Genomic DNA, 19,084 nt, shown 5'->3' on the forward strand with positions numbered 1-19,084 from the left:
GCAAAAATCGAAACCGCGGAGGAGTGGCCGTTCCCCGCTTCGCGAATGTCTGAAGATCCGGCGTCGACGGCGGTCTGCAGGCGCGGAACGCTCGACGCATAGGAATCGAGAACCTCCGCTGGGCGCCGCTTCGGCGGTTTGTCGCGCAGCTTCTTCGGCATCGATCCGATCGTTCCTCGTCGATTGTTCGTCGGGAGCGAAACGCGATCACTCGAACGCGTCCATTCGAGCAAACTGCGTTTCCGGCGGCGCGGCGCGATGGACTACGCCGTCGCGGCGCGTTTGGCAATCGTGCGACGTCGGTCACACTCGGAAATGCCGTCCTGGCGGAAGGCTGCTCAGCAGTTGCAAGCGTGGCGCGGCATTGTCGCGGCTGTACCAGGGGTTGAAAGCCGGGTCCACATAGTCGACCAATTGGTATTTCTCGCGCAGCGTGTCCTGCTCGCGTCGAAAGCGGGCGATATTGGCGTTGGTCTCGTCGCTTCCACGGCTCGCCGATTCGTGATGATAGAGCGTCGCGAAGGGCGTCCACACCACGCGAAAGCCCGCGCGGCCGGCGCGCATGCAATAGTCCGTGTCATTATACGCGATGGCGAAATTCTGCTCGTCGAGCTCGCCGATTGTTTCGAGACAAGCGCGCGTGATCAGCATGCAGGCGCCCGTCACCGCCGCCAGCGATTGGCGCACTTCGAGCCGGCCCATGGGGCCGGGATAATCGCCGGGCATTCCGCAGAACCAATGCCCCGCCACCGAGCCGAGGCCGACGATGACGCCCGCATGCTGCAATGTTCCATTGGGATAGAGCAGCCGCGCGCCGACGACGCCCGTCGACGGATAGGCGAGGCAGGAGACCATCTCCTTCAGCCAGCCCGCGTCGATAATTTGAATGTCGTTGTTGAGCAGCAATATGCAGTCGCCGCGCGCCGCCCGCAGGCCGCGATTGACCTGCCGCGCGAAATTGAACTTCTCTTCGACGATATCCACGGAAAAGAAAGGGTAGGCGGCCTTCGTCCGCTCATAGAGCTCGAGAACGCGGCTGTCTTTCGTGCCATTGTCGACGACGATGATCTCCAAATTCGGATAGTCGGTCCGGCGCGTGAGATCGTCGAACAGGCGCGTGACGAGCGAGAAAGAATCGCGGCTCGGCGCGACGATGGAGACGAGCGGCCAGCCGTCGCTTTTCGGCTCGAGCCGCACGCGATGCAGATCGGCGTTGAGCGCCGGCTCGACGACCGCCGGCGCGCCGTCGACGGAATAATTCTCCGCCAGAGAGCGGCGCGCGCTGGTCGTGGCGCGGTCGAGAAAGCTCACCGAATAGCTCTTGCCGTCGCGTCGCCAGAGATAGGCCGGATAGGGAAGATGGACGATCTCCTCCGCCGCGAGGCCGCGCGTGTAACGCAGCAGCAGATCATAGTCCTGCGAGCCGTCGAAGCCCTGACGCAGTCCGCCGAGCGCCTGCAGCCGCTCGCGGCGATAGAGCGAGAGATGATTGACGTAATTGACGCCGGAGAGCAGCACCGGGTCGAAGGCGGGCTTCAGTGAATAATGCTTGGGCTGAAGCCGCGCGTCGGCCACGATCTCGTCGGTGAAGACGAATTGAGCGCGCGGCGTCCGCTCGATCGTCTCCAGCAGCGCGTCCACGGCGAAAGGCGCGAGCGCGTCGTCGTGATCGATGAAGCCGACCCACTCGCCGCGCGCCGCGGCGAGCCCGCTATTGGTCGCGGCGGCGATGCCGCCATTCTGCGCCGCGCGCAAAATCGTCACATTGGGCGCGCCGCGATGACGCTCGAGCCAGTCGATCGTCTCGCGCGATGTCGAGCCGTCGTCGGAGAGGATCAATTCATAGGCGCCGGCTCTCTGAATCCGAAAGGAGTCGAGCAATTGATCGAGATAGAGCGCGGGCGCGTCATAGACCGGCGTGACGAAAGAAAAAGCCGGCGCGTCGCCGGCCCAGGGCGGAGCGCCGGCGAATCGGTCGTTCGCCATGGCGATCACCTGCTCGAAATGCGGCGTCGCGCCGCGCACTCGGGCGACGCGCGCGCCGACGCTGGAAAGCTCGGGCGCGCCGGGCCGCGCTATGACCTCGCAGAGCGGCGCCGCGCGCTCGCCCCTCGCCGCCGCGCGCAGCCTTTTGCCGACGAAAGCATGCACGGATTTCTCGTCATAGGCGACAAAGGCGCGAAAACTGAACCGGGAAGGGTAGGAAGAGGGATCGAAGCGGACCTTGTGGACGCGGCCGAAGCTCTGAAGCGACACCACATAGACGCCGTTGCGCGTGTGCTTGAGCTCGATCTCCTCGTCCGGCTCGAAACCCTTGCCGAAATCGATATAGATGCGGGGGTCGAGCGTCTGATCGGCGTCGGCGACCTCGAGGATGATATAGGCGGCGCGCAACAACCGCGGCGCGAAGACGAAGAGCGGGTCCGCATCGACGCCCTGCCAGCTCTCCCAACCGAGCCGGCGCAGGCCGGATCGACGCACAGAAGGAATTCTCAGCAACAAGGCCCGGGCTTTCCGAAAGTGAGAGGCGGAGGTCGGTTCCGAGCCGGTGATATAGTCGAGCCGCGGCGCCTTGGCCATAGAGAGCGAACGGACGACATGACGGGCGACGTCGCGGCCGCGCGCGGGACTCCACATAGGAGCAAAAGTGGCGAAATTAGGCCGATGCGTGCGCGTGGACGAGGCGGGCGCGCTGCGCTATAAGGACCGCCGTTCGTGTCGTTGGCGGCTCCGGGCGAGACCGACTTAAGAGAAGATGATCCAACTTTTAGACGTCTTCAAATTCTATAAGACCGAGCGGCACTCGAAGATCATCCTGGACCATGTGTCGATGGTCTTCGATACGAGCTATTCGTACGGCTTGCTCGGCGTCAACGGCGCCGGAAAGTCGACGACGCTCAAGATCCTCGCCGGCACCGAATTGCCGAACTCCGGCAAGGTGCGCCGCACCGTGCGCGTGTCCTGGCCGCTCGGCTTCGGCGTGGGGTTCCATCCGGCGATGACCGGCCGCGAGAATGTGCATTTCGTGGCGAGGGTCTATGGCGCCGATCCGCGCAAGACGGCGATGTTCGTCGAAGATTTCGCCGAGCTCGGCGATTATTTCGACGCGCCGGTCAAGACCTATTCGTCGGGCATGGGCGCGCGTCTCGCCTTCGGCATGTCGATGGCCATCGACTTCGACGTCTATCTCATCGACGAGATCACAGGCGTCGGCGACATGAGATTCCAGAAGCGGTGCCAAGAGGCCTTCGACCAGCGGCGCAAGAATTCGAGCGTGATCTTCGTCTCGCATTCGATGCAGGCGGTCAGCGACTATTGCGATCGCGGCGGCGTGCTCGTCGAGGGCCGTCTCTTCATGTTCGACACGGTCGCCAAGGCGATCGAAATGTACAATCGCATGAACCGATAGGGGCGAGGATGGACGAACCTCCGAAATCTCCCGATCTTCGCACGATCAATGCGCTGGAACGCGCCGAGGCCGTGTCCCGTTTCCTGTCCGAAGCCGCGCGGCGCGCGCGATTTTCGGTGCGCGCGCGCGGCGCCTATCAGAAATCCAGCTTCGCGGAGCGTCGCGGCGCCAGGGCGATGCGCATCGCCTTTCTCGTCCTGCTGGTCGTCATGGTGGCGATTCCCAATTTCGTGGGGGTGATCTATTACGGTCTGCTCGCTTCCGATCAATATGTCGCGGAGGCGAAATTCACCGTGAGCAGCGCGGCCATTCCGAAGCTCGATGGACTGGGCTCCGTGACCGGCCTGCCGCCGATGATGATCTTTCAGGATTCGATGATCATCGTCGATTATGTCGAGAGCCGGTCGATGGTCGAGCAGCTCGAGCGTCAGGTCGATCTGCGTGAGCTCTACGGCTCGGATCGGATCGACTGGTGGGCGCGCTTCCAGAAATCGAAGTCGATCGAGAAATTCACCGCCTATTGGAAGAAGATGGCCTCGGCGGCGATCGCCTTTCCGTCCGGGATTGTCACGCTGACGGTCCGCGCCTTCTCGCCCGCCGACGCCAAGACCATCGCCGACAGGGTCGTCGCCGATTGCGAGACTCTGGTCAATGAGCTCAATGAGCGGATGCGGCAGGACACGGTCCACGCCTCCGAGCAGGATCTCACGCGCGCCGCCGAGCGGCTCAAGGTCGCGCGGGTGAATTTGGAGCGCGCGCGCAATGCGGAAGGGCTGATCGACGTCCGCCAGACGAGCAAATCGCAGAGCGACGTGCTGTCCGGGATCGAATCCGATCTGCTGAAATATCAGCAGGAGTATCTCACTCAGTCGCGCTATGTCGACGAGAGCGCGCCGCAAATGCGCGTGTTGAAGCGGCGCATCGAATCGCTCGAGAAGCAGGTCGCCGAGCGCAAGGCGGAGATCACCGCGCGCGAGGAGCAGGGGCTCGACGCGCTCGCGCGGAAAACCCTCTCGGGCAAGATGACGACCTTCGCCAATCTCGACCTCGAGCATAAGATCGCCGAGACGAGCTATGAGATCGCGACGGCCTCGCTCGACGGCGCGCGTCTGCTCAGCGAGCGCAAGCTGCTCTATCTTCATCAGATCGAGTCGCCGGCGCTGCCGGAGGAGGCCCGCTATCCGCGGCGTTGGCTCTATGTGGGCGTTTTGTTCGCGGCCTCGCTGGCGATTTATGGCGTGGTCGTCGGCCTGATCGCCTTTGTGCGCAACCATATGGCCTGACGCGCGCTCAGCGCTCGCGCGCCACCTGCGCGAGATAGGCGCCATATTGGCTTTTGGCGAATTTCTGCGCGGCGGCGCTCAGCGCCTCCTCGTCGATCCAGCCTCGGCGGAAGGCGATCTCCTCGAGGCAGGCGATGCGCTGCCCCTGACGCAGCTCTATGGCGCGGACATATTCGGCCGCCTCCAGCAGCGAGGCCGGCGTGCCCGTGTCGAGCCAGGCGAAGCCGCGGCCCAATCGCTCGACATTCAATTCGCCGCGCTGGAGATAGATGTTGTTGAGATCGGTGATCTCCAATTCGCCGCGCGGCGAGGGTTTCAGATCCGCCGCGAATTGCGGCGCGCGCTCGTCATAGAAATAGAGGCCGGTCACCGCCCAATTGGATTTGGGCGCCTTCGGCTTTTCCTCGAGCGACAGCGCGCGGCCCTCGGCGTCGAAATCGACGACGCCGTAACGCTCGGGATCGGCGACATGATAGGCGAAGACGGTGGCGCCGCGGCCGCCCTTGGCGTTGGTCAGCGATTCGGTGAGGCCGTGGCCGTAGAAAATATTGTCGCCGAGCACCAGCACGGAGCTCTGCCCTTCGACGAAGCTCGCGCCGATGATATAGGCCTGCGCCAGCCCGTCCGGACGCGGCTGGACGGCATAGGTGAATGAGACGCCCCATTGCGCGCCGGAGCCGAGCAGGCGCTTGAAGGCCGCCTCGTCGTCCGGCGTCGTGATGATGAGAATCTCGCGCACGCCGGCGAGCATCAGCGCGCTCAGCGGATAATAGATCATTGGCTTGTCATAGACCGGCAGCAATTGCTTGGAGACGGCGAGCGTCGCGGGGTGAAGGCGTGTGCCGCTGCCGCCGGCGAGAATAATTCCACGCATGATCTGATCCTCCATGATCTGATCGTCAATGATTGGGGCCGGCCAGCAGCCGGTCGACGCAATGGGTGAGCGCGGCGCGCCAGTCGGGCAGAGCGAGTCCATAGACCCGCGAAAGCTTGGCGTTATCGAGGCGCGAATTGGCCGGGCGTCGCGCCGGCGTCGGATAATCGGCGGTCGTGATGCGGCGAACGCGCACCGGCGCGCGGCCGTGCTCTGTGGCGCGCGCGAAGATCGCCTCGGCGACATCCGCCCAGCTCGCTTCGCCCGCGCCCGTCATATGGAACACTCCGCGCAACTCCGGCGCGTCGTCGCGATGGAGGCGCGCCGCGACGATGAACGCGGCGTCGGCGATGTCGAGCGCGCTGGTCGGATTGCCGAGCTGATCGGCGACGACGCCGACCTCCTCGCGCGTCTCGCCGAGCCGCAACATGGTGCGCACGAAATTCGCGCCGAACGGGCTGTAGACCCAGGCCGTGCGCAGGATCGCGGCATTCGGGCAGAGCGCTGTGACGCGCCTCTCGCCTTCGAGCTTGGAGCGGCCATAGGCGCCGAGCGGCGCGGTTGTGTCGTCCTCGCGATAGGGGCGCGGGGCGGAGCCGTCGAACACATAATCGGTCGAAAAATGTATGAGCGGAACGCCGAGCTCCGCGGCCGCCTCGGCGACATGGCCGGCGCCCTCGCCATTCACGCGCAAAGCGAGCGCTTCCTCCTGCTCGGCCTTGTCGACGGCGGTGTAGGCGGCGGCGTTGACGATGACGTCGCAGCGCGCCTCGCGCAGCGCCGCGCGCACGCTCTCGCGATCCGAAAGATCGAGAAGCGGCCGGCCGAGCGCGACGACCTCCGCTTCGCCCGCCGCACGCTCGCGCAGGCAAGAGACGATCTGGCCTCGCGTTCCAGTGACGGCGATGCGCATCGCCGTCCTCACTCGAATGCGTCGGAGAGATCGCGCAGCCGTGGCCAGCGGCGATCCTTGTCCGACAGAATGGCGCGATCGGGCGTGACCGGCCAGGCGATGCCGAGATCGGGATCGTCGAAGGCGAGGCCGCGATCATTCGGCGCCGAATAGAAATTCGTCACCTTATAGACGACTTCCGTATCCGGCTCGAGCGTGCAGAAGCCATGCGCGAAGCCGATGGGAACCAGCAATTGCCGCCAATTCTCCGCGGAGAGCTCGACCGCGACATGGCGTCCGAAGCTCGGCGAAGCGCGTCGAATATCGACGGCGACGTCCAGAATGCGGCCGCGTGTGACGCGCACCAGCTTGTCCTGCGCGAAAGGCGCGGTCTGGAAGTGCAGGCCGCGAATGACGCCGATATCGCGCGAGAGCGAATGATTGTCCTGCACGAAGCGAAAAGGCGGCAGGCCGCGCTCTTCCCAGCGCCTCTGATTATAGCTCTCGGAGAAAAAGCCGCGCGCGTCGCCGAAGCGATCCGGCGTGACGATCTTGACGCCTTGGAGCGCCGTGTCTTCGACGATCATGCTGCCCTCTTCGGCGGAATGCGTCAGGCGACGCAGCCGAGACGCTCGCCGCGATATTTGCCGGAGCGGATCGCTTTCCACCACTCCTCATTGTCGAGATACCAGCGCACGGTTTTATGAAGCCCGCTCGCAAAGCTCTCCTTCGCGCGCCATCCGAGCTCGCGCTCGATCTTCGCGCAATCGATCGCATAGCGCAGATCATGGCCCGGCCTGTCCTGAACGAAAGTGATCAGCTCGCGATAGGAGCCGCGTGCGCGGGGTTTGATCTCATCGAGACTGTCGCAGATCGCCTGCACCACCTCTATGTTGCGCATCTCCGAGCGGCCGCCGACATTATAGGTCTGGCCGATGACGCCTGCGCGCACGACGGTGAGCAGCGCCTCGGCGTGATCCTCGACATAGAGCCAATCGCGCACATTCTCCCCGCGCCCATAGACGGGCAGGGGCTTTTCTTCCAGCGCATTGAGAATGGTGAGCGGAATGAGCTTTTCCGGGAAATGATAGGGGCCGTAATTATTGGTGCAATTGGTGACGAGCGTCGGCAGGCCATAGGTCTCGCGCCAGGCGCGGGCGAGATGGTCGGAGCCCGCCTTGGAGGCCGAATAGGGCGAGTTGGGCGCATAGGGCGTGTCCTCGCGGAACAGCCCCTCGGCCCCGAGCGCGCCGAAGACCTCATCGGTCGAGACATGCAGAAAGCGAAAGGCGGCGGCCTTTTCCGCGTCGAGCCGGCGCCAATAGTCGAGCGCGGCGGCGAGCAGGGTGAAAGTGCCGACGACATTGGTCTCGACGAAGGCGGCGGGGCCGTCGATGGAGCGATCGACATGGCTCTCGGCGGCCAGATGCATCACCGCATCGGGTCGGAACGCGTCGAAGGCGGCGGCGACGGCGGCGCGGTCGCATATGTCGGCGCGGCGGAAGGAATAGCGCGGATCGCCGGCGATGGGCGCGAGCGAATCGAGATTGCCGGCATAGGTGAGCTTGTCGAAGACGAGCAGCTCATGCGGCGTCGTCTCGATAATGCGGCGGGCGACGGCCGAGCCGATGAATCCGGCGCCGCCGGTCACGAGCAGGCGCATCTCAGCGCGCTTTCCATTGGGGGGCGGCGGGGCTCGTCGCTCTCGCGTTGAGAAAGCAAAAGGGAAGTGGCATCTGCGAAAAACACCCTGTTCCTGGTCGCGAGGCCGGATTGCGCCGCCTCTGACGCCGCAAGATTTTTATCCTAATCTGCGCCTATTGAAAGATCGCGCGCCCCCTGTCAACTCCGGCGCGTTTCGCCGCACTGCGACGATCGCCGTATCTAATTGTTTTATATCAACTCAAACGGGTCGTCGGCGGTGTGCGGCGGCGCCCCGGCGTCGGCCGGGAGAATTTGGAGTCGTTCCAGACTCCTTGCGTGGGACGGCGGTTTCGCGCTATCCCGCGATCGGTCGGGCGGCGATGGATCGCGGCCGTACAGAAGAGTAATCGATGTTTCAGCGTCCCGGCAAGGCGGCCTTCGCTTTCATCCTGGTCACCGTCGCGCTCGACATGCTGGCGCTCGGCGTGATGATCCCGGTGCTTCCCAAGCTCATCGTGGAATTCGAGGGCGGCGATCTCCAAAGCGCGACGATCGCGACGGGCGTCTTTGGTTTCGCCTGGGCCTTCATGCAATTTCTGTTTCAGCCGGTGCTCGGGGCGCTGTCGGACCGTTTCGGCCGCCGGCCCGTCGTGCTGCTGTCCAATCTCGGCATGGGGCTCGACTATGTGTTCATGGCGCTCGCGCCGTCTTTGTCCTTCCTCTTCATCGGCCGGCTGATTTCCGGCGTGACGGCGGCGAGCGTCTCCACGGCGACGGCCTATATCGCCGACATCACCGAGCCGGAGAAGCGCGCGGGCCGTTTCGGCATGATCGGCGCGGCTTTCGGCGTCGGCTTCATCCTCGGTCCGGCGCTCGGCGGCATGCTCGGCAATCACGGGCTGCGTTATCCCTTCTGGGCGGCGGCGGCGCTCAGCCTGCTCAACGCGGCTTACGGCTATTTCATCCTGCCGGAGTCGCTCGCGCCGGAGAAGCGCTCCTCCTCCATCCTGTGGCGCAGCGCCAATGTGCTCGGCTCGCTGGATTTCCTGCGCCGCGACCGCTCGCTCGGCCTGCTGGCGGTCGCGATCTTCCTCTCTTATCTCGCGCATGAATCGCTGCCGAGCCTCTTCGTGCTCTACACCGAATATCGCTATCATTGGGACGCCGAGACGACCGGCTGGGCGCTCGCCATCGTCGGCGTCTCGCAGACGGTTGTCTCCGGCGGTCTGGTGCGGCCGGCGGTCAAGCGCTTCGGCGAGCGCGCGACGCTCGTCGTCGCTCTGGCGGCGGGCGCGCTCGGCTTCGCCGCCTACGCCTTCGCGCCGACGGGCGGGATCTTCATGGCGGCGCCGCCGCTCATCGCGCTCTGGGCCATGGCCAATCCGGCCTTTCAGGGCCTCGCGACGCGTTTCGCCTCGGCCTCGGAGCAGGGGCGCCTGCAAGGCGCGCTGTCGAGCCTGCGCGGCGTCTCGGGCATGGTCGGGCCGCTGTTCTTCACGCAGATCCTCTCCCTCTCGATCGGCGCGGGCGGCTTTCCGGGGGCGGGCTATTTCGTGGCGGCGCTGCTGCTCGCGGCGAGCCTCGTCGTGGCCCGCAACGCCGTGAGCGCCGCCGCGGCGGAGCCCTCCTCCGTCTGACGTCGCATTCCGCCGCGCGGCCGCTTATATTAATCCCGAATCCCGGCCCCGCGGCCGGCGATTTCGGAGATGCGCATGAGCCTCATAGCAACGTCGGTCTATCTCGCCATTCTCGTCTCCGCGGCTCTGGGCGTCTATCTGAAGGCCCGCCAGAGCCGCGCCGCGCGCGCCGACCGCGAGACGCCGCCGCCCGAATTCGTGGGGACCGTCACTCCGGAAGAGCATCGCCGCGCCGCTGATTACACGGTCGCGCGCATGCGGCTCTCGGTCGCCGAGACCGTGTTCGACGCGGCGCTCGCCCTCGCCTGGCTCGCTCTTCTGCTCGGCCCGCTGCATGCGCTGCTGGCGCAATTCATCGCGCCCGGCCTCACGCTCAGCGTCGCCGTCGTCGTCGCGGTGGCGATCGTCGACCATTTGCTGCGCCTGCCTTTCTCGCTCGTCGAGACCTTCGGCCTCGAGGCGCGCTTCGGCTTCAATCGCTCGACGCTGGCGATGTTCCTCCTCGACGAGGCGAAAGGCGCGGCGCTCTGGCTGCTGTTCTTCATTCCCTTGCTCTATGGGCTGTTCTTCGCCGCGCGCCTCTCGCCGGACTATTGGTGGCTCGCGGGTTTTGTCGCCGCGGTGGCGCTGCTGCTCGCCATGACGGTGATCTATCCCACCTTCATCGCGCCGATGTTCAATCATTTCACCCCGCTCGAGGATGCGGCGCTGAAGGCGCGCATGGAGGAATTGCTCGCGCGCTGCGGCTTCCAGTCGGGCGGGCTCTTCGTCATGGACGCTTCGACGCGCTCCACCCATGGCAACGCCTATTTCTCCGGCTTCGGCAAGGCCAAGCGCATCGTCTTCTTCGACACTCTGCTGCGCAAGCACAGCGCGGACGAGATTCTCGCCATTCTCGCCCATGAGCTCGGCCATTATAAATTCGGTCATGTGCGGCAGCGGATCTTTCAGGCGGCGGGCATTCTCTTCATCGGCTTCGCGGCGCTGCATTTCGCCTTCGAGTGGGGGCTCGGCGGCGCCTTCGGCCTGTCGAATGATCCGGGCGTCATTCTCGTCATCGCGCTGACGGCGGCGGCGCCCATTCTCCATCTGCTCTCGCCGCTGACCAATTTCCTGTCGCGCCGCGCCGAATTCGAGGCCGACGGCTTCGCCCGCTCGATCTATGGCAAGGAGCCCATGGTCAGCGCGCTCACCAAGCTCTCGCGCGACAATCTCGCGACGCTGACACCGGATCGGCTCTATGCGCTCTTCTATTATTCGCATCCGCCGGCGCCGATCCGCATCGCCGCGCTGGAGGAGGCGAGCGGCGGCTGACCTTCAGGCGGCGTGCGCCTTGCCGCGGAAATAATGGAAATCGCCGCGCGTGATCAGCGCATCGTCCGGCGCGATCTCATGCGGCGCATGATCGGCCTCAGATCGTAGCCGATCATAGATGGGGCCGAAATCGCGATAGCAGGCCTCGAGCAGGCGCTCGAATCCGTCGACGACGAAATAGCACTGCTGGAAATCGTCGATGATGTAATTGGTGCGCATCACCCGCTCGAGATCGAAGCCGATGCGATTGGGCGAGGAATCCTCGATCGAGAAGACCGTCTCCGCCGGCGAGGAGAGAATCCCCGCGCCGAAGATGCGCAGCCCCATAGGCGTCGCGATGAGCCCGAACTCGACCGTATACCAGTAGAGCCGCGCCAGATTGGCGAGCTGGCCGCGCGCCAGCGCCCGCCGTCCGCCCTCGCCATAGGCCTGCAGGAAGCGCGCATAGACCGGATTGGCGAGCAGCGGCGCATGGCCGAAGATGTCGTGAAAGACGTCCGGCTCCTCGAGATAATCGAGCTCCTCCTCCGGGCGGATGAAGGCGCCGGCGGGAAAACGCCGATTGGCGAGATGCTCGAAGAAGACGTCGTCCGGCACGAGGCCGGCGACCGGAACGACGCGCCAGCCCGTCAGCGGCGAGAGCCGCGCGCTCAGCGCATCGAAATCGGGAACGCCGTCCGGCGATAGCTTCAGCGCGTCCATCGAGGCGAGATATTCGTCGCAGGCGCGGCCGGGCAGGAGCGCGGCCTGGCGTGCGTAGAGCCGGCGCCAGCGGTCGTGCTCGGCCTCGCTATAGGACGGCCAATCCTGGTCGATCGTCCAATCGGCGCGGCGACGCGCGTCGGCATAGCGGTTTTTGCTCGTCTCCATGCGGCCCTCCTGCGCGAAAGCCGGGTTCTCGGGTCTTCGATACGAAAGACGCGAATTACTAGATAGGCGCCCGCCGCCCCGCCGCAAAGCCGCTCAGCCCGGTGCGAAATGCGCGGTGAAATGGCGCAGGAAGGGCGCCTGCCTCACGATACGAAACGGCGGGATGGCGGCGCGCTCGCGGAACACATTCTCGATCGCCTCGATCACATAATCGAAATGACTCTGCGTGTAGACGCGGCGCGGAAAAGCGAGACGCAGCAGCTCGCGCGGCGCCGGCGTTTCCGTTCCATCCGCGGCGCGGCGGCCGAACATCACGCTGCCCAATTCCACGCCGCGCACGCCGCCCTCGAGATAGAGCGCGGCGGCAAGGCCGATGCCCGGAAAATCCGTCGCCGAAAGATGCGGACAAAAGCCCGCGGCGTCGATGAAGACGGCGTGTCCGCCCGCCGGCCGCACGATCGGCACGCCGCGCGCGACGAGACGCGAGGCGAGATATTCGACCGTCGCATGGCGATAGCGTTGGTAATCCTCCTCCAGCGCCTCCTCGAGCCCGACGGCGATCGCCTCGAGATCGCGGCCCGCGAGTCCGCCATAGGTGGGAAATCCTTCCGTCAATATCAGCAGATTGCGAAAATCCTCCGCCCAGCGATCGTCATTGCAGGCGAAGAATCCGCCAATGTTGGCGAGCCCGTCCTTCTTGGCGCTCATCGTCGCGCCATCGCAGAGCGAGAACATCTCCCGCGCTATGTCGATCAGCGCGCGGTCGCCATAGCCTTCCTCCCACAGCTTGATGAAATAGGCGTTTTCGGCGAAGCGGCAGGCGTCGAGCACGAGTGGAATCCCATGTCGCGCCAGCAGAGCCTTGGCCGTGCGAATATTGCGCAGCGAGACGGGCTGACCGCCGCCGGTATTGTTGGTCGCGGTGATCATGCAGAAGGGAATTTTCTTCCCCTCGCGCTCGAGCACACGCTCCAGCGCCTCGAGATCGATGTCGCCCTTGAAGCGCGTTTCGGCATGAATGTCGGCCGCCTTGGCGCTGGGCAGGTCGAGCGCCGTCGCGCCGACATATTCGACATTGGCGCGCGTCGTGTCGAAATGGCTGTTGTTGGGGACGATGTCGCCGGGCTTCAGCCGCGTCGCGGCGAGAATGCGCTCCGCCGCGCGGCCTTGATGCGTAGGAAAAATATGCTTGAAATTGGTGATGTCGCGAATGGTCTTCTCGAAGCGCCGCCAGGACCTACTTCCAGCATAGCTTTCGTCTCCCATCATCAGCGCGGCCCATTGCCGGTCCGACATCGCGCCCGTGCCGCTGTCCGTTAAAAGATCGATGGTGATGTCCTCGGCGTCGAGCAGAAACACATTGTAATGCGCCGCCGTCAGCCGATCCTCGCGCGTTTGCCGCGTGGTGATCGGCAGAGCTTCGGTCATCTTTATACGGAAGGGCTCGATGATGGTGCGCATGTACGTCTCCTCGCTGTGTGAAATAGGGCGTGCTGAAATAGGGTGCGCGCTTCGTCGCTTTGCGTAATGTCGCCGGCTGTGGCAAAAGCGTCGGCGCGATAAGAGGAGACCTCATGGCGGCCGACGTCACTTTTCCTGCTGCTGCGGCGGCGGGCGTGCTCTCTTTCCTCAGCCCTTGCGTGCTGCCTCTGGTGCCGCCCTATCTCACCTTCATCGCGGGCGCGAGCCTCGAGGAGCTGACGGTCGTCGGCAAATCGCGCGCGCGTCGCGACGTTTTCATCGCTTCGCTGCTCTTTGTCGCCGGCTTCTCGACGGTCTTCATCGCGCTCGGCGCGACCGCGAGCGTGTTCGGCAAAGTGCTGCGCGCCAATCTGGAAATATTGTCGATCGCCGCCGGCGTCGCCATCATCCTCATGGGCCTGCACTTCCTCGGCGTGTTCAAGATCGGCCTGCTCTATCGCGAGAAGCGCCTCGAGGTCGGTCGTCCGGTCGGGCGTCTGGGCGCCTATGTGATGGGCCTCGCTTTCGCCTTCGGCTGGACGCCCTGCATCGGGCCGATCCTCGCCGCCATTCTCGCCGTCGCCGGCTCGCAGGAGACTGTGGCCAAGGGTGCGGTTCTGCTCGGCGTCTATTCCGCCGGGCTCGGGCTTCCCTTTCTCGCCGCGGCGGCGGCGATGGGGCCCTTCATGGGCTTCATGCAGAAGTTCAAGAAGCATTTCGGCAAGGTGGAGAAAGTCGTCGGCGCGCTGCTGGTGCTGACGGGCCTCGCCTTCCTCACCGGCGGGATGCAGAGCTTCTCCTTCTGGCTGCTGCAGACCTTTCCGGGTCTCGCGAATTTCGGGTGACCGCCCATGTCACAGCGCATCGATGAGAATCTCTTCACCGGACCGATCGGCGCCGAATATCGCATGCTGGAGCTGATCTGCCCCAATGCGGCGCTGCTGGCCCGCCGTGTGGCGGAGCGCGTCGCGCATTGGCGCGAGGGCGTCGCGCTAGAGGTTCTGGAGATCGGCTGCGGCACGGGTGTGAGCACGCTGCCGCTGCTCGCCGGACGCGACGATCTCCATGTCACGGCGATCGACAGCGCCGCCAAAATGCTGGATCAGGCGCGTTCTCACCTCGCGGATTTCGTCGCGGCCGGCCGCGTGCAATTCGTCGAGGCCGATGCGCTCGCCTATCTTCGCGGCCTTCCCGACGCGAGCGTCGACGTCGTCTCCTCTAATTACGCCGTGCACAATTTCCTCGACGATTATCGCCGGGAATTTCTCACCGAGATTTTCCGCGTGCTGAAGCCGGGCGGCCTCTTCGTCAATGGCGACCGCTATGCGATGGACGACCGCGCCGCGCATCTTGCCGCGACGCAAGCGGAGGTGCGCAGCTGGTTCCAAAAGCTCGGGGCGATCGGCCGCTATGATCTGCTCGAGGATTGGGTCGCGCATCTCTTCAGCGACGAATCGCCCGAGCATGTGATGTATCTGGCGCCGGCGCTGGAGCGCATGGCGGCGGCAGGCTTCGCCGATATTCGCGTCGAATATCGCGAAGGCGTGGACACGCTGCTGACCGCGGTCAAGCCGTAACGGGTCCCAGAAAAGAAAAACGCCGGACGTACCTCCGGCCCGGCGTTAGAGTTCTCGGCGGCGCGGGGCCGTCGATTGCTCTTCCTCAGAGTTAGCGTTCGGTCATGACCGGACAATGACATGAGCGCCGCGTCGGCGCGAATTCTCGCCGCTTCGTCTTCCGCGCGGTCGCGCTCGACACCCAGGAGACAGGTCGGACGCCATCTCACACCACGGCCAAACGCTCGGCCAGCTCCGTCACATCGTCCCAATTCAGATGGTGGGCGCCGTCGACCGTTTCCACATGAACGCCATTTTCCCTGACCGCCGCCGAGAATTCGCGGTCGCCTCCGACCGGGCTCAAATAAAGGAAATCGACGCGCCGCCAGTCATGGGCCACTGCGGTGAAATTGCGTGACAAGGTCCGGCCCTCCTCGAGGGTCAGGTCGAAAAAGACCCGCTCGCTCAACATCATCCGCAGCATTTCGCCGAACAGCCGATGCGACACGCGTTTGACGAGTGGATAGCTCATAGGTCTTCGCTCGATATGGGATAGGGAAAGCCGGCGGCCTCGCTCCGGGCGTCGGCTCTTACCATGGCGGCCGCGATGACAGGGAAGCGCTTCGCCGCTTTCGTCCATCCATCCGGGCGGCAAGCAGGAGCCACGGCCGTCCGCTCCGAGGAGAAACGAAGCGATGGCTCCCGTAAAATAAGCAATACTGACGCCATCGGCGCTCGGCCATGGTCGTCGGATCGCTCGATCTCTCGGCTAGAGCGTGCGAACCTCCTCGGGCTTTGCGACGAACTCCAAACGGTCGACTCGATCGAAGTCCGCCGCCGGGACCTCGAACACGAAGCGGTTCGGATACCAGAAATTGGCATAGGGCAGGAACAGGCTGCTCGATGACAATGTCCCCAATTGCTGCGAGTCCGCAAAGAGATGCGCTTCGAAGCCGACTCCGTTCGCCGGCCCCGCCGTATTGTCGCCGAACACCTCGAACTGGACGAAGAGTTTGGCGGTCGTGACCTCGCCCTCGAGCGTTTTGATCCCGATGACGCGAAGGTCTTGGAAGCGGCGACCGATTTCGCCGCTCGTCAGAAGTTGCGGAAACTCGTGCGCGCGCCCCTTCTTGACGATTGTGGCGTCGCCCAATGGCGCGCCCAAATCGGCCAATCCGGTCGGCTTCGCGGGCGCCAAGGTCACGACGGCGCGGGTTTCTTGCAATGCGGGCAAGATGAGCTCCTTGTAGTTTTCGACGTTGGAGACCCGACCAAAATTCGGGTCTGGGCCGCGCCACGCATATTGCGCGCCAAATCGCCGCTCGCTCCGCCTGGTCGAGCGAGGCGTAAAGTCGCATCCCCGGCGTTGCGCGGGAGCGAGACCGTCGCAATGACACGCGGCCCGACGCGGCGGTCGGATCGACGAGAGGTTTGCATTCCCGAGCAGGCGGGGCGAATTGAGACGGACTTTCGCATCCCGAGGACGAGAACCGACATGCCGACGACCTATCTCCCGCGCGTCACTGCTGTGGATCACGAGGCGCTACGGCGTCTGGTCGACAATTACTCGGCCGATTCCTACGAAAAATGGCTATCGCTCCAAGCGAAGGAAATCGCGAACTGGCGGAAGAGCGGATGGGACGTCGTCTTGATCGACGTCAGCGCGGACGACTTCCTGCGCTATTGCCGAGACACAGGGGCAAGCCCGAATTTTCATACCTTCCGGGGGATCGCCTCCGCGAAAGCGATCGGAAAGTTCAGATGATTTCCGGGAGCCCCGCAGCGGCTCGGATCGCGCTTGTCGGGAGTCACGGCGCATCCGGCGCCGAAAACGACGCGACACAAAAAAGGCCGCCGATAGCGGCGGCCTTTCTTCATAATCTGTCGCGACAGACAGCCACTTGCGTGGCGTCAGAGCGCCTTCAGCTGATCGGCCGAGGACTTGCCGGAGCGGCGGTCCTGCGTGATTTCGTAGCTCAGCTTCTGTCCTTCGTTCAGGTCGCGCAGACCGGCGCGCTCGACGGCGCTGATGTGAACGAAAACGTCGCTTCCGCCATCATCCGGCTGAATGAAGCCGAAGCCCTTCTGCGAGTTGAACCATTTGACGGTGCCGTTAGCCATGTCTCTCTCCAAGCAAGTTCAGGAGAAGGCCCGCATGCGCGGGGCCGGGTCGATCGATGTTTGGAAGAGTTCGTCAGCGGCCTCGTTTCCGAGGCGGGTCCAAGTCGTTCAGGCCGAAAAATCGATGGACGACGATAACGATGTAACGAGCCGACGGCAAGAGCCGACACGACGTCGGTCGTCAAATCCTCACGAATTCTGAGGTTGACCAGCTTCAACGAGAGCGTGTTCGCCCCCGGATACTGAAGCGTGGCGATCACGATCGGGGACGCCGATCGGCGGGCGGGCGCTTCTTGGGCTTTCCGGCTTTCTTCGCCGGCGGTTCGAAGCTCGCCTGATCCGCATCGCCATTCAGCCGCTCGATGCGGATATTGTCGCCGCCGGGGCGTCGCATATCCCGTAGAAAATTCGTCGCCACGGATTCCGCGACCTCGACTTTCGTCTCATGCTCGAAGATGCGGATGGCTCCGACATCCTGCCGCGTGATGTTGCCTTTTCGGCAGAGCATCGGTAGCAGCCATTTCGCATCGGCGTTCTTGGAGCGGCCGATATCGAGCCGGAACCAAGCCTTTCCGCCCTCCAGAACCGAGCGCGTCGGTCGCTCGCGGCGCGCCGCCTTGCCGGGTTTCTCGCGTGTCTCCGCGCGCGGCTCCTCGCCGGGGTCGATCACATCCTCCACCGCCGGAAGGCGAGACCGATACACCTTGACCAGAGCGGCGGCGATTTGTTCCGCAGAGCGCTCGGCGAGCAGAAGCCTCGCCATCCGAACGTCTTCCTCGTCGGGCGGTTCGCTCAGCAGCGGATCGCTCAGCAGCCGCTCCTGATCGAGCTTGCGAATATCGTCCATCGTCGGCGGCCGCGTCCACCAGGCGCGCACGCCGGCGTCGCGCAGCAATCGTTCGGCGCGGCTGCGTCGCGACGCCGGCACCAGCAGCGCGCTGACGCCCTTGCGGCCGGCGCGGCCGGTTCGCCCGCTGCGATGCTGCAAAGTTTCGGCGTCGTTCGGCAGCTCGGCGTGGACGACGAGCCCGAGGTTGGGCAGATCGATGCCGCGCGCCGCGACGTCGGTCGCGACGCAAACGCGCGCGCGGCCGTCGCGCAGCGCCTGCATCGATTGGTTGCGCTCATGCTGGCTGAGCTCGCCGGACAGCAGCACCGCCGAGAAGCCCCGCTCGAGCAATGTCGCCTGCAAATGGCGAACAGATTCGCGCGTGTTGCAGAAGACGATCGCCGTCTGCGCCTCGACGGAGCGCAGCAGATTGACGACGGCGTGCTCCGTGTCCTTCGGCGCCACGCTGATCGCGCGATATTCGATATCGGCATGGCCGCGCTCGCCGCCGGCGACCTCGATTCGCAGCGCGTTTCTCTGATAGCGACGCGCGAGATTGGCGATGCCTTTCGGCATGGTCGCCGAAAACATCAGCGTGCGGCGGCCGGCCGGCGCGGAATCGAGAATGAACTCCAGATCCTCGCGGAAGCCGAGGTCGAGCATTTCATCGGCTTCGTCGAGCACGACTGCGGCGAAGCCGGACGTGTCCAGTCCGCCACGCTCTATGTGATCGCGCAGGCGCCCGGGCGTGCCGACGACGATATGCGCGCCATCGGCGAGCTTGCGGCGCTCGAGCCGCGCATCCATGCCGCCGACGCAAGTCACGAGCCGCGCGCCGGCGTAGCGATAGAGCCATTCGAGCTCATGCGCGACTTGCAGAGCGAGCTCACGCGTCGGCGCTATGACCAGCGCGAGTGGAACGCCGGCCTCGCCGATCCCGACGTCGCCGAGAATGCTCGAGCCGATCGCCAATCCATAGGCGACCGTCTTGCCGGAGCCGGTCTGTGCGGAAACGAGAATGTCGCGCCCTGTGGCTTCGCCGGTCAGAACCGCAGACTGAACTGGAGTGGGGTCGGTGTACTGCCGTTCGGCGAGGGCGCGGGCCAGTTCTGGGCTTGTTTCGAAGAAGGACATCAGTGCTGATTGCTCTTTCCCGCAGCCGCTCGTGACGAAAGGTTCGCCGATAGCGAAGTC

Annotated in this window: 18 protein-coding genes; 7 read left to right on the forward strand and 11 right to left on the reverse strand. The window is 64.6% G+C overall.

All coding sequences use genetic code 11. From position 1 onward, the window contains the following. Positions 1-303: 303 nt before the first annotated feature. On the reverse strand, positions 304-2,481 hold the full coding sequence (locus AC6IY7_RS12155) for a glycosyltransferase family 2 protein (protein WP_497779371.1): 2,178 nt from the start codon (positions 2,479-2,481) through the stop codon (positions 304-306). A 274-nt stretch (positions 2,482-2,755) separates the two neighbouring features. Between AC6IY7_RS12155 and AC6IY7_RS12160 the strand changes: the two genes are divergently transcribed. Then, entirely contained in the window at positions 2,756-3,409 is a 654-nt protein-coding gene (locus tag AC6IY7_RS12160) for an ABC transporter ATP-binding protein (protein WP_497779374.1), read from the forward strand. An 8-nt stretch (positions 3,410-3,417) separates the two neighbouring features. Continuing rightward, entirely contained in the window at positions 3,418-4,692 is a 1,275-nt protein-coding gene (locus AC6IY7_RS12165; protein WP_497779375.1) for a KpsE/RkpR family capsule polysaccharide export protein, read from the forward strand. Between the two features lie 7 nt (positions 4,693-4,699). Here the strand turns inward: AC6IY7_RS12165 and rfbA are convergent, their stop codons facing one another. Genes rfbA through rfbB form a run of 4 tightly spaced genes read right to left on the reverse strand, consistent with a single transcriptional unit; the run spans position 4,700 to position 8,121 of the window. Continuing rightward, entirely contained in the window at positions 4,700-5,566 is an 867-nt protein-coding gene (rfbA, locus tag AC6IY7_RS12170; RefSeq protein ID WP_497779376.1) for a glucose-1-phosphate thymidylyltransferase RfbA, read from the reverse strand. 25 nt (positions 5,567-5,591) lie between these two features. Then, positions 5,592-6,479, reverse strand: a complete 888-nt coding sequence (gene rfbD, locus AC6IY7_RS12175) for a dTDP-4-dehydrorhamnose reductase (protein ID WP_497779377.1) — start codon at positions 6,477-6,479, stop codon at positions 5,592-5,594. Positions 6,480-6,487: 8 nt separating this feature from the next. Further along, entirely contained in the window at positions 6,488-7,045 is a 558-nt protein-coding gene (gene rfbC / locus AC6IY7_RS12180; protein WP_497779379.1) for a dTDP-4-dehydrorhamnose 3,5-epimerase, read from the reverse strand. A gap of 23 nt (positions 7,046-7,068) precedes the next feature. Beyond that, positions 7,069-8,121: a dTDP-glucose 4,6-dehydratase gene (gene rfbB, locus AC6IY7_RS12185; protein ID WP_497779382.1), complete on the reverse strand. Its 1,053-nt coding sequence runs from the start codon at positions 8,119-8,121 to the stop codon at positions 7,069-7,071. Positions 8,122-8,512: 391 nt separating this feature from the next. On the opposite strand from rfbB, the gene AC6IY7_RS12190 reads away from it, so the two are divergent. After that, on the forward strand, positions 8,513-9,739 hold the full coding sequence (locus AC6IY7_RS12190; protein ID WP_497779384.1) for a TCR/Tet family MFS transporter: 1,227 nt from the start codon (positions 8,513-8,515) through the stop codon (positions 9,737-9,739). 75 nt (positions 9,740-9,814) lie between these two features. After that, the gene (locus tag AC6IY7_RS12195; RefSeq protein ID WP_497779385.1) at positions 9,815-11,053 is read left to right on the forward strand and encodes a M48 family metallopeptidase; all 1,239 of its coding nucleotides are present in this window, start codon (positions 9,815-9,817) and stop codon (positions 11,051-11,053) included. 3 nt (positions 11,054-11,056) lie between these two features. Here AC6IY7_RS12195 and phhA read toward each other — a convergent pair whose 3' ends face one another. Together phhA and AC6IY7_RS12205 are read right to left on the reverse strand one after the other, a co-directional pair. After that, positions 11,057-11,923, reverse strand: a complete 867-nt coding sequence (gene phhA, locus AC6IY7_RS12200) for a phenylalanine 4-monooxygenase (protein WP_497779386.1) — start codon at positions 11,921-11,923, stop codon at positions 11,057-11,059. 93 nt (positions 11,924-12,016) lie between these two features. After that, positions 12,017-13,384 carry a tryptophanase gene (locus AC6IY7_RS12205; RefSeq protein WP_497779387.1) on the reverse strand — a complete coding sequence of 456 codons (1,368 nt, stop codon included), beginning with the start codon at positions 13,382-13,384 and terminating at the stop codon, positions 12,017-12,019. A 113-nt stretch (positions 13,385-13,497) separates the two neighbouring features. Between AC6IY7_RS12205 and AC6IY7_RS12210 the strand changes: the two genes are divergently transcribed. Together AC6IY7_RS12210 and AC6IY7_RS12215 are read left to right on the forward strand one after the other, a co-directional pair. Further along, entirely contained in the window at positions 13,498-14,229 is a 732-nt protein-coding gene (locus AC6IY7_RS12210) for a cytochrome c biogenesis CcdA family protein (protein WP_497779389.1), read from the forward strand. 6 nt (positions 14,230-14,235) lie between these two features. After that, positions 14,236-14,961 carry a class I SAM-dependent methyltransferase gene (locus tag AC6IY7_RS12215; protein ID WP_497779391.1) on the forward strand — a complete coding sequence of 242 codons (726 nt, stop codon included), beginning with the start codon at positions 14,236-14,238 and terminating at the stop codon, positions 14,959-14,961. Positions 14,962-15,166: 205 nt separating this feature from the next. Here AC6IY7_RS12215 and AC6IY7_RS12220 read toward each other — a convergent pair whose 3' ends face one another. Further along, positions 15,167-15,472 carry a hypothetical protein gene (locus tag AC6IY7_RS12220; protein ID WP_497779393.1) on the reverse strand — a complete coding sequence of 102 codons (306 nt, stop codon included), beginning with the start codon at positions 15,470-15,472 and terminating at the stop codon, positions 15,167-15,169. A 237-nt stretch (positions 15,473-15,709) separates the two neighbouring features. Continuing rightward, a complete protein-coding gene (locus AC6IY7_RS12225; protein WP_497779395.1) occupies positions 15,710-16,174 on the reverse strand; it encodes a hypothetical protein in 465 nt (154 codons plus the stop codon). Positions 16,175-16,435: 261 nt separating this feature from the next. Here AC6IY7_RS12225 and AC6IY7_RS12230 point away from each other — a divergent pair, with 261 nt between their 5' ends. Then, on the forward strand, positions 16,436-16,705 hold the full coding sequence (locus AC6IY7_RS12230; protein WP_497779397.1) for a hypothetical protein: 270 nt from the start codon (positions 16,436-16,438) through the stop codon (positions 16,703-16,705). Between the two features lie 146 nt (positions 16,706-16,851). On the opposite strand, the gene AC6IY7_RS12235 is transcribed toward AC6IY7_RS12230, so the two are convergent. Continuing rightward, positions 16,852-17,061 (reverse strand): cold-shock protein, encoded by a 210-nt coding sequence (locus tag AC6IY7_RS12235; RefSeq protein WP_331936005.1) that lies wholly within the window; start codon positions 17,059-17,061, stop codon positions 16,852-16,854. A gap of 256 nt (positions 17,062-17,317) precedes the next feature. Beyond that, positions 17,318-19,024, reverse strand: a complete 1,707-nt coding sequence (locus tag AC6IY7_RS12240) for a DEAD/DEAH box helicase (RefSeq protein ID WP_497779400.1) — start codon at positions 19,022-19,024, stop codon at positions 17,318-17,320. Between the last annotated feature and the right edge of the window lie 60 nt (positions 19,025-19,084).

It is taken from the genome of Methylosinus sp. is20ea, assembly GCF_059718135.1.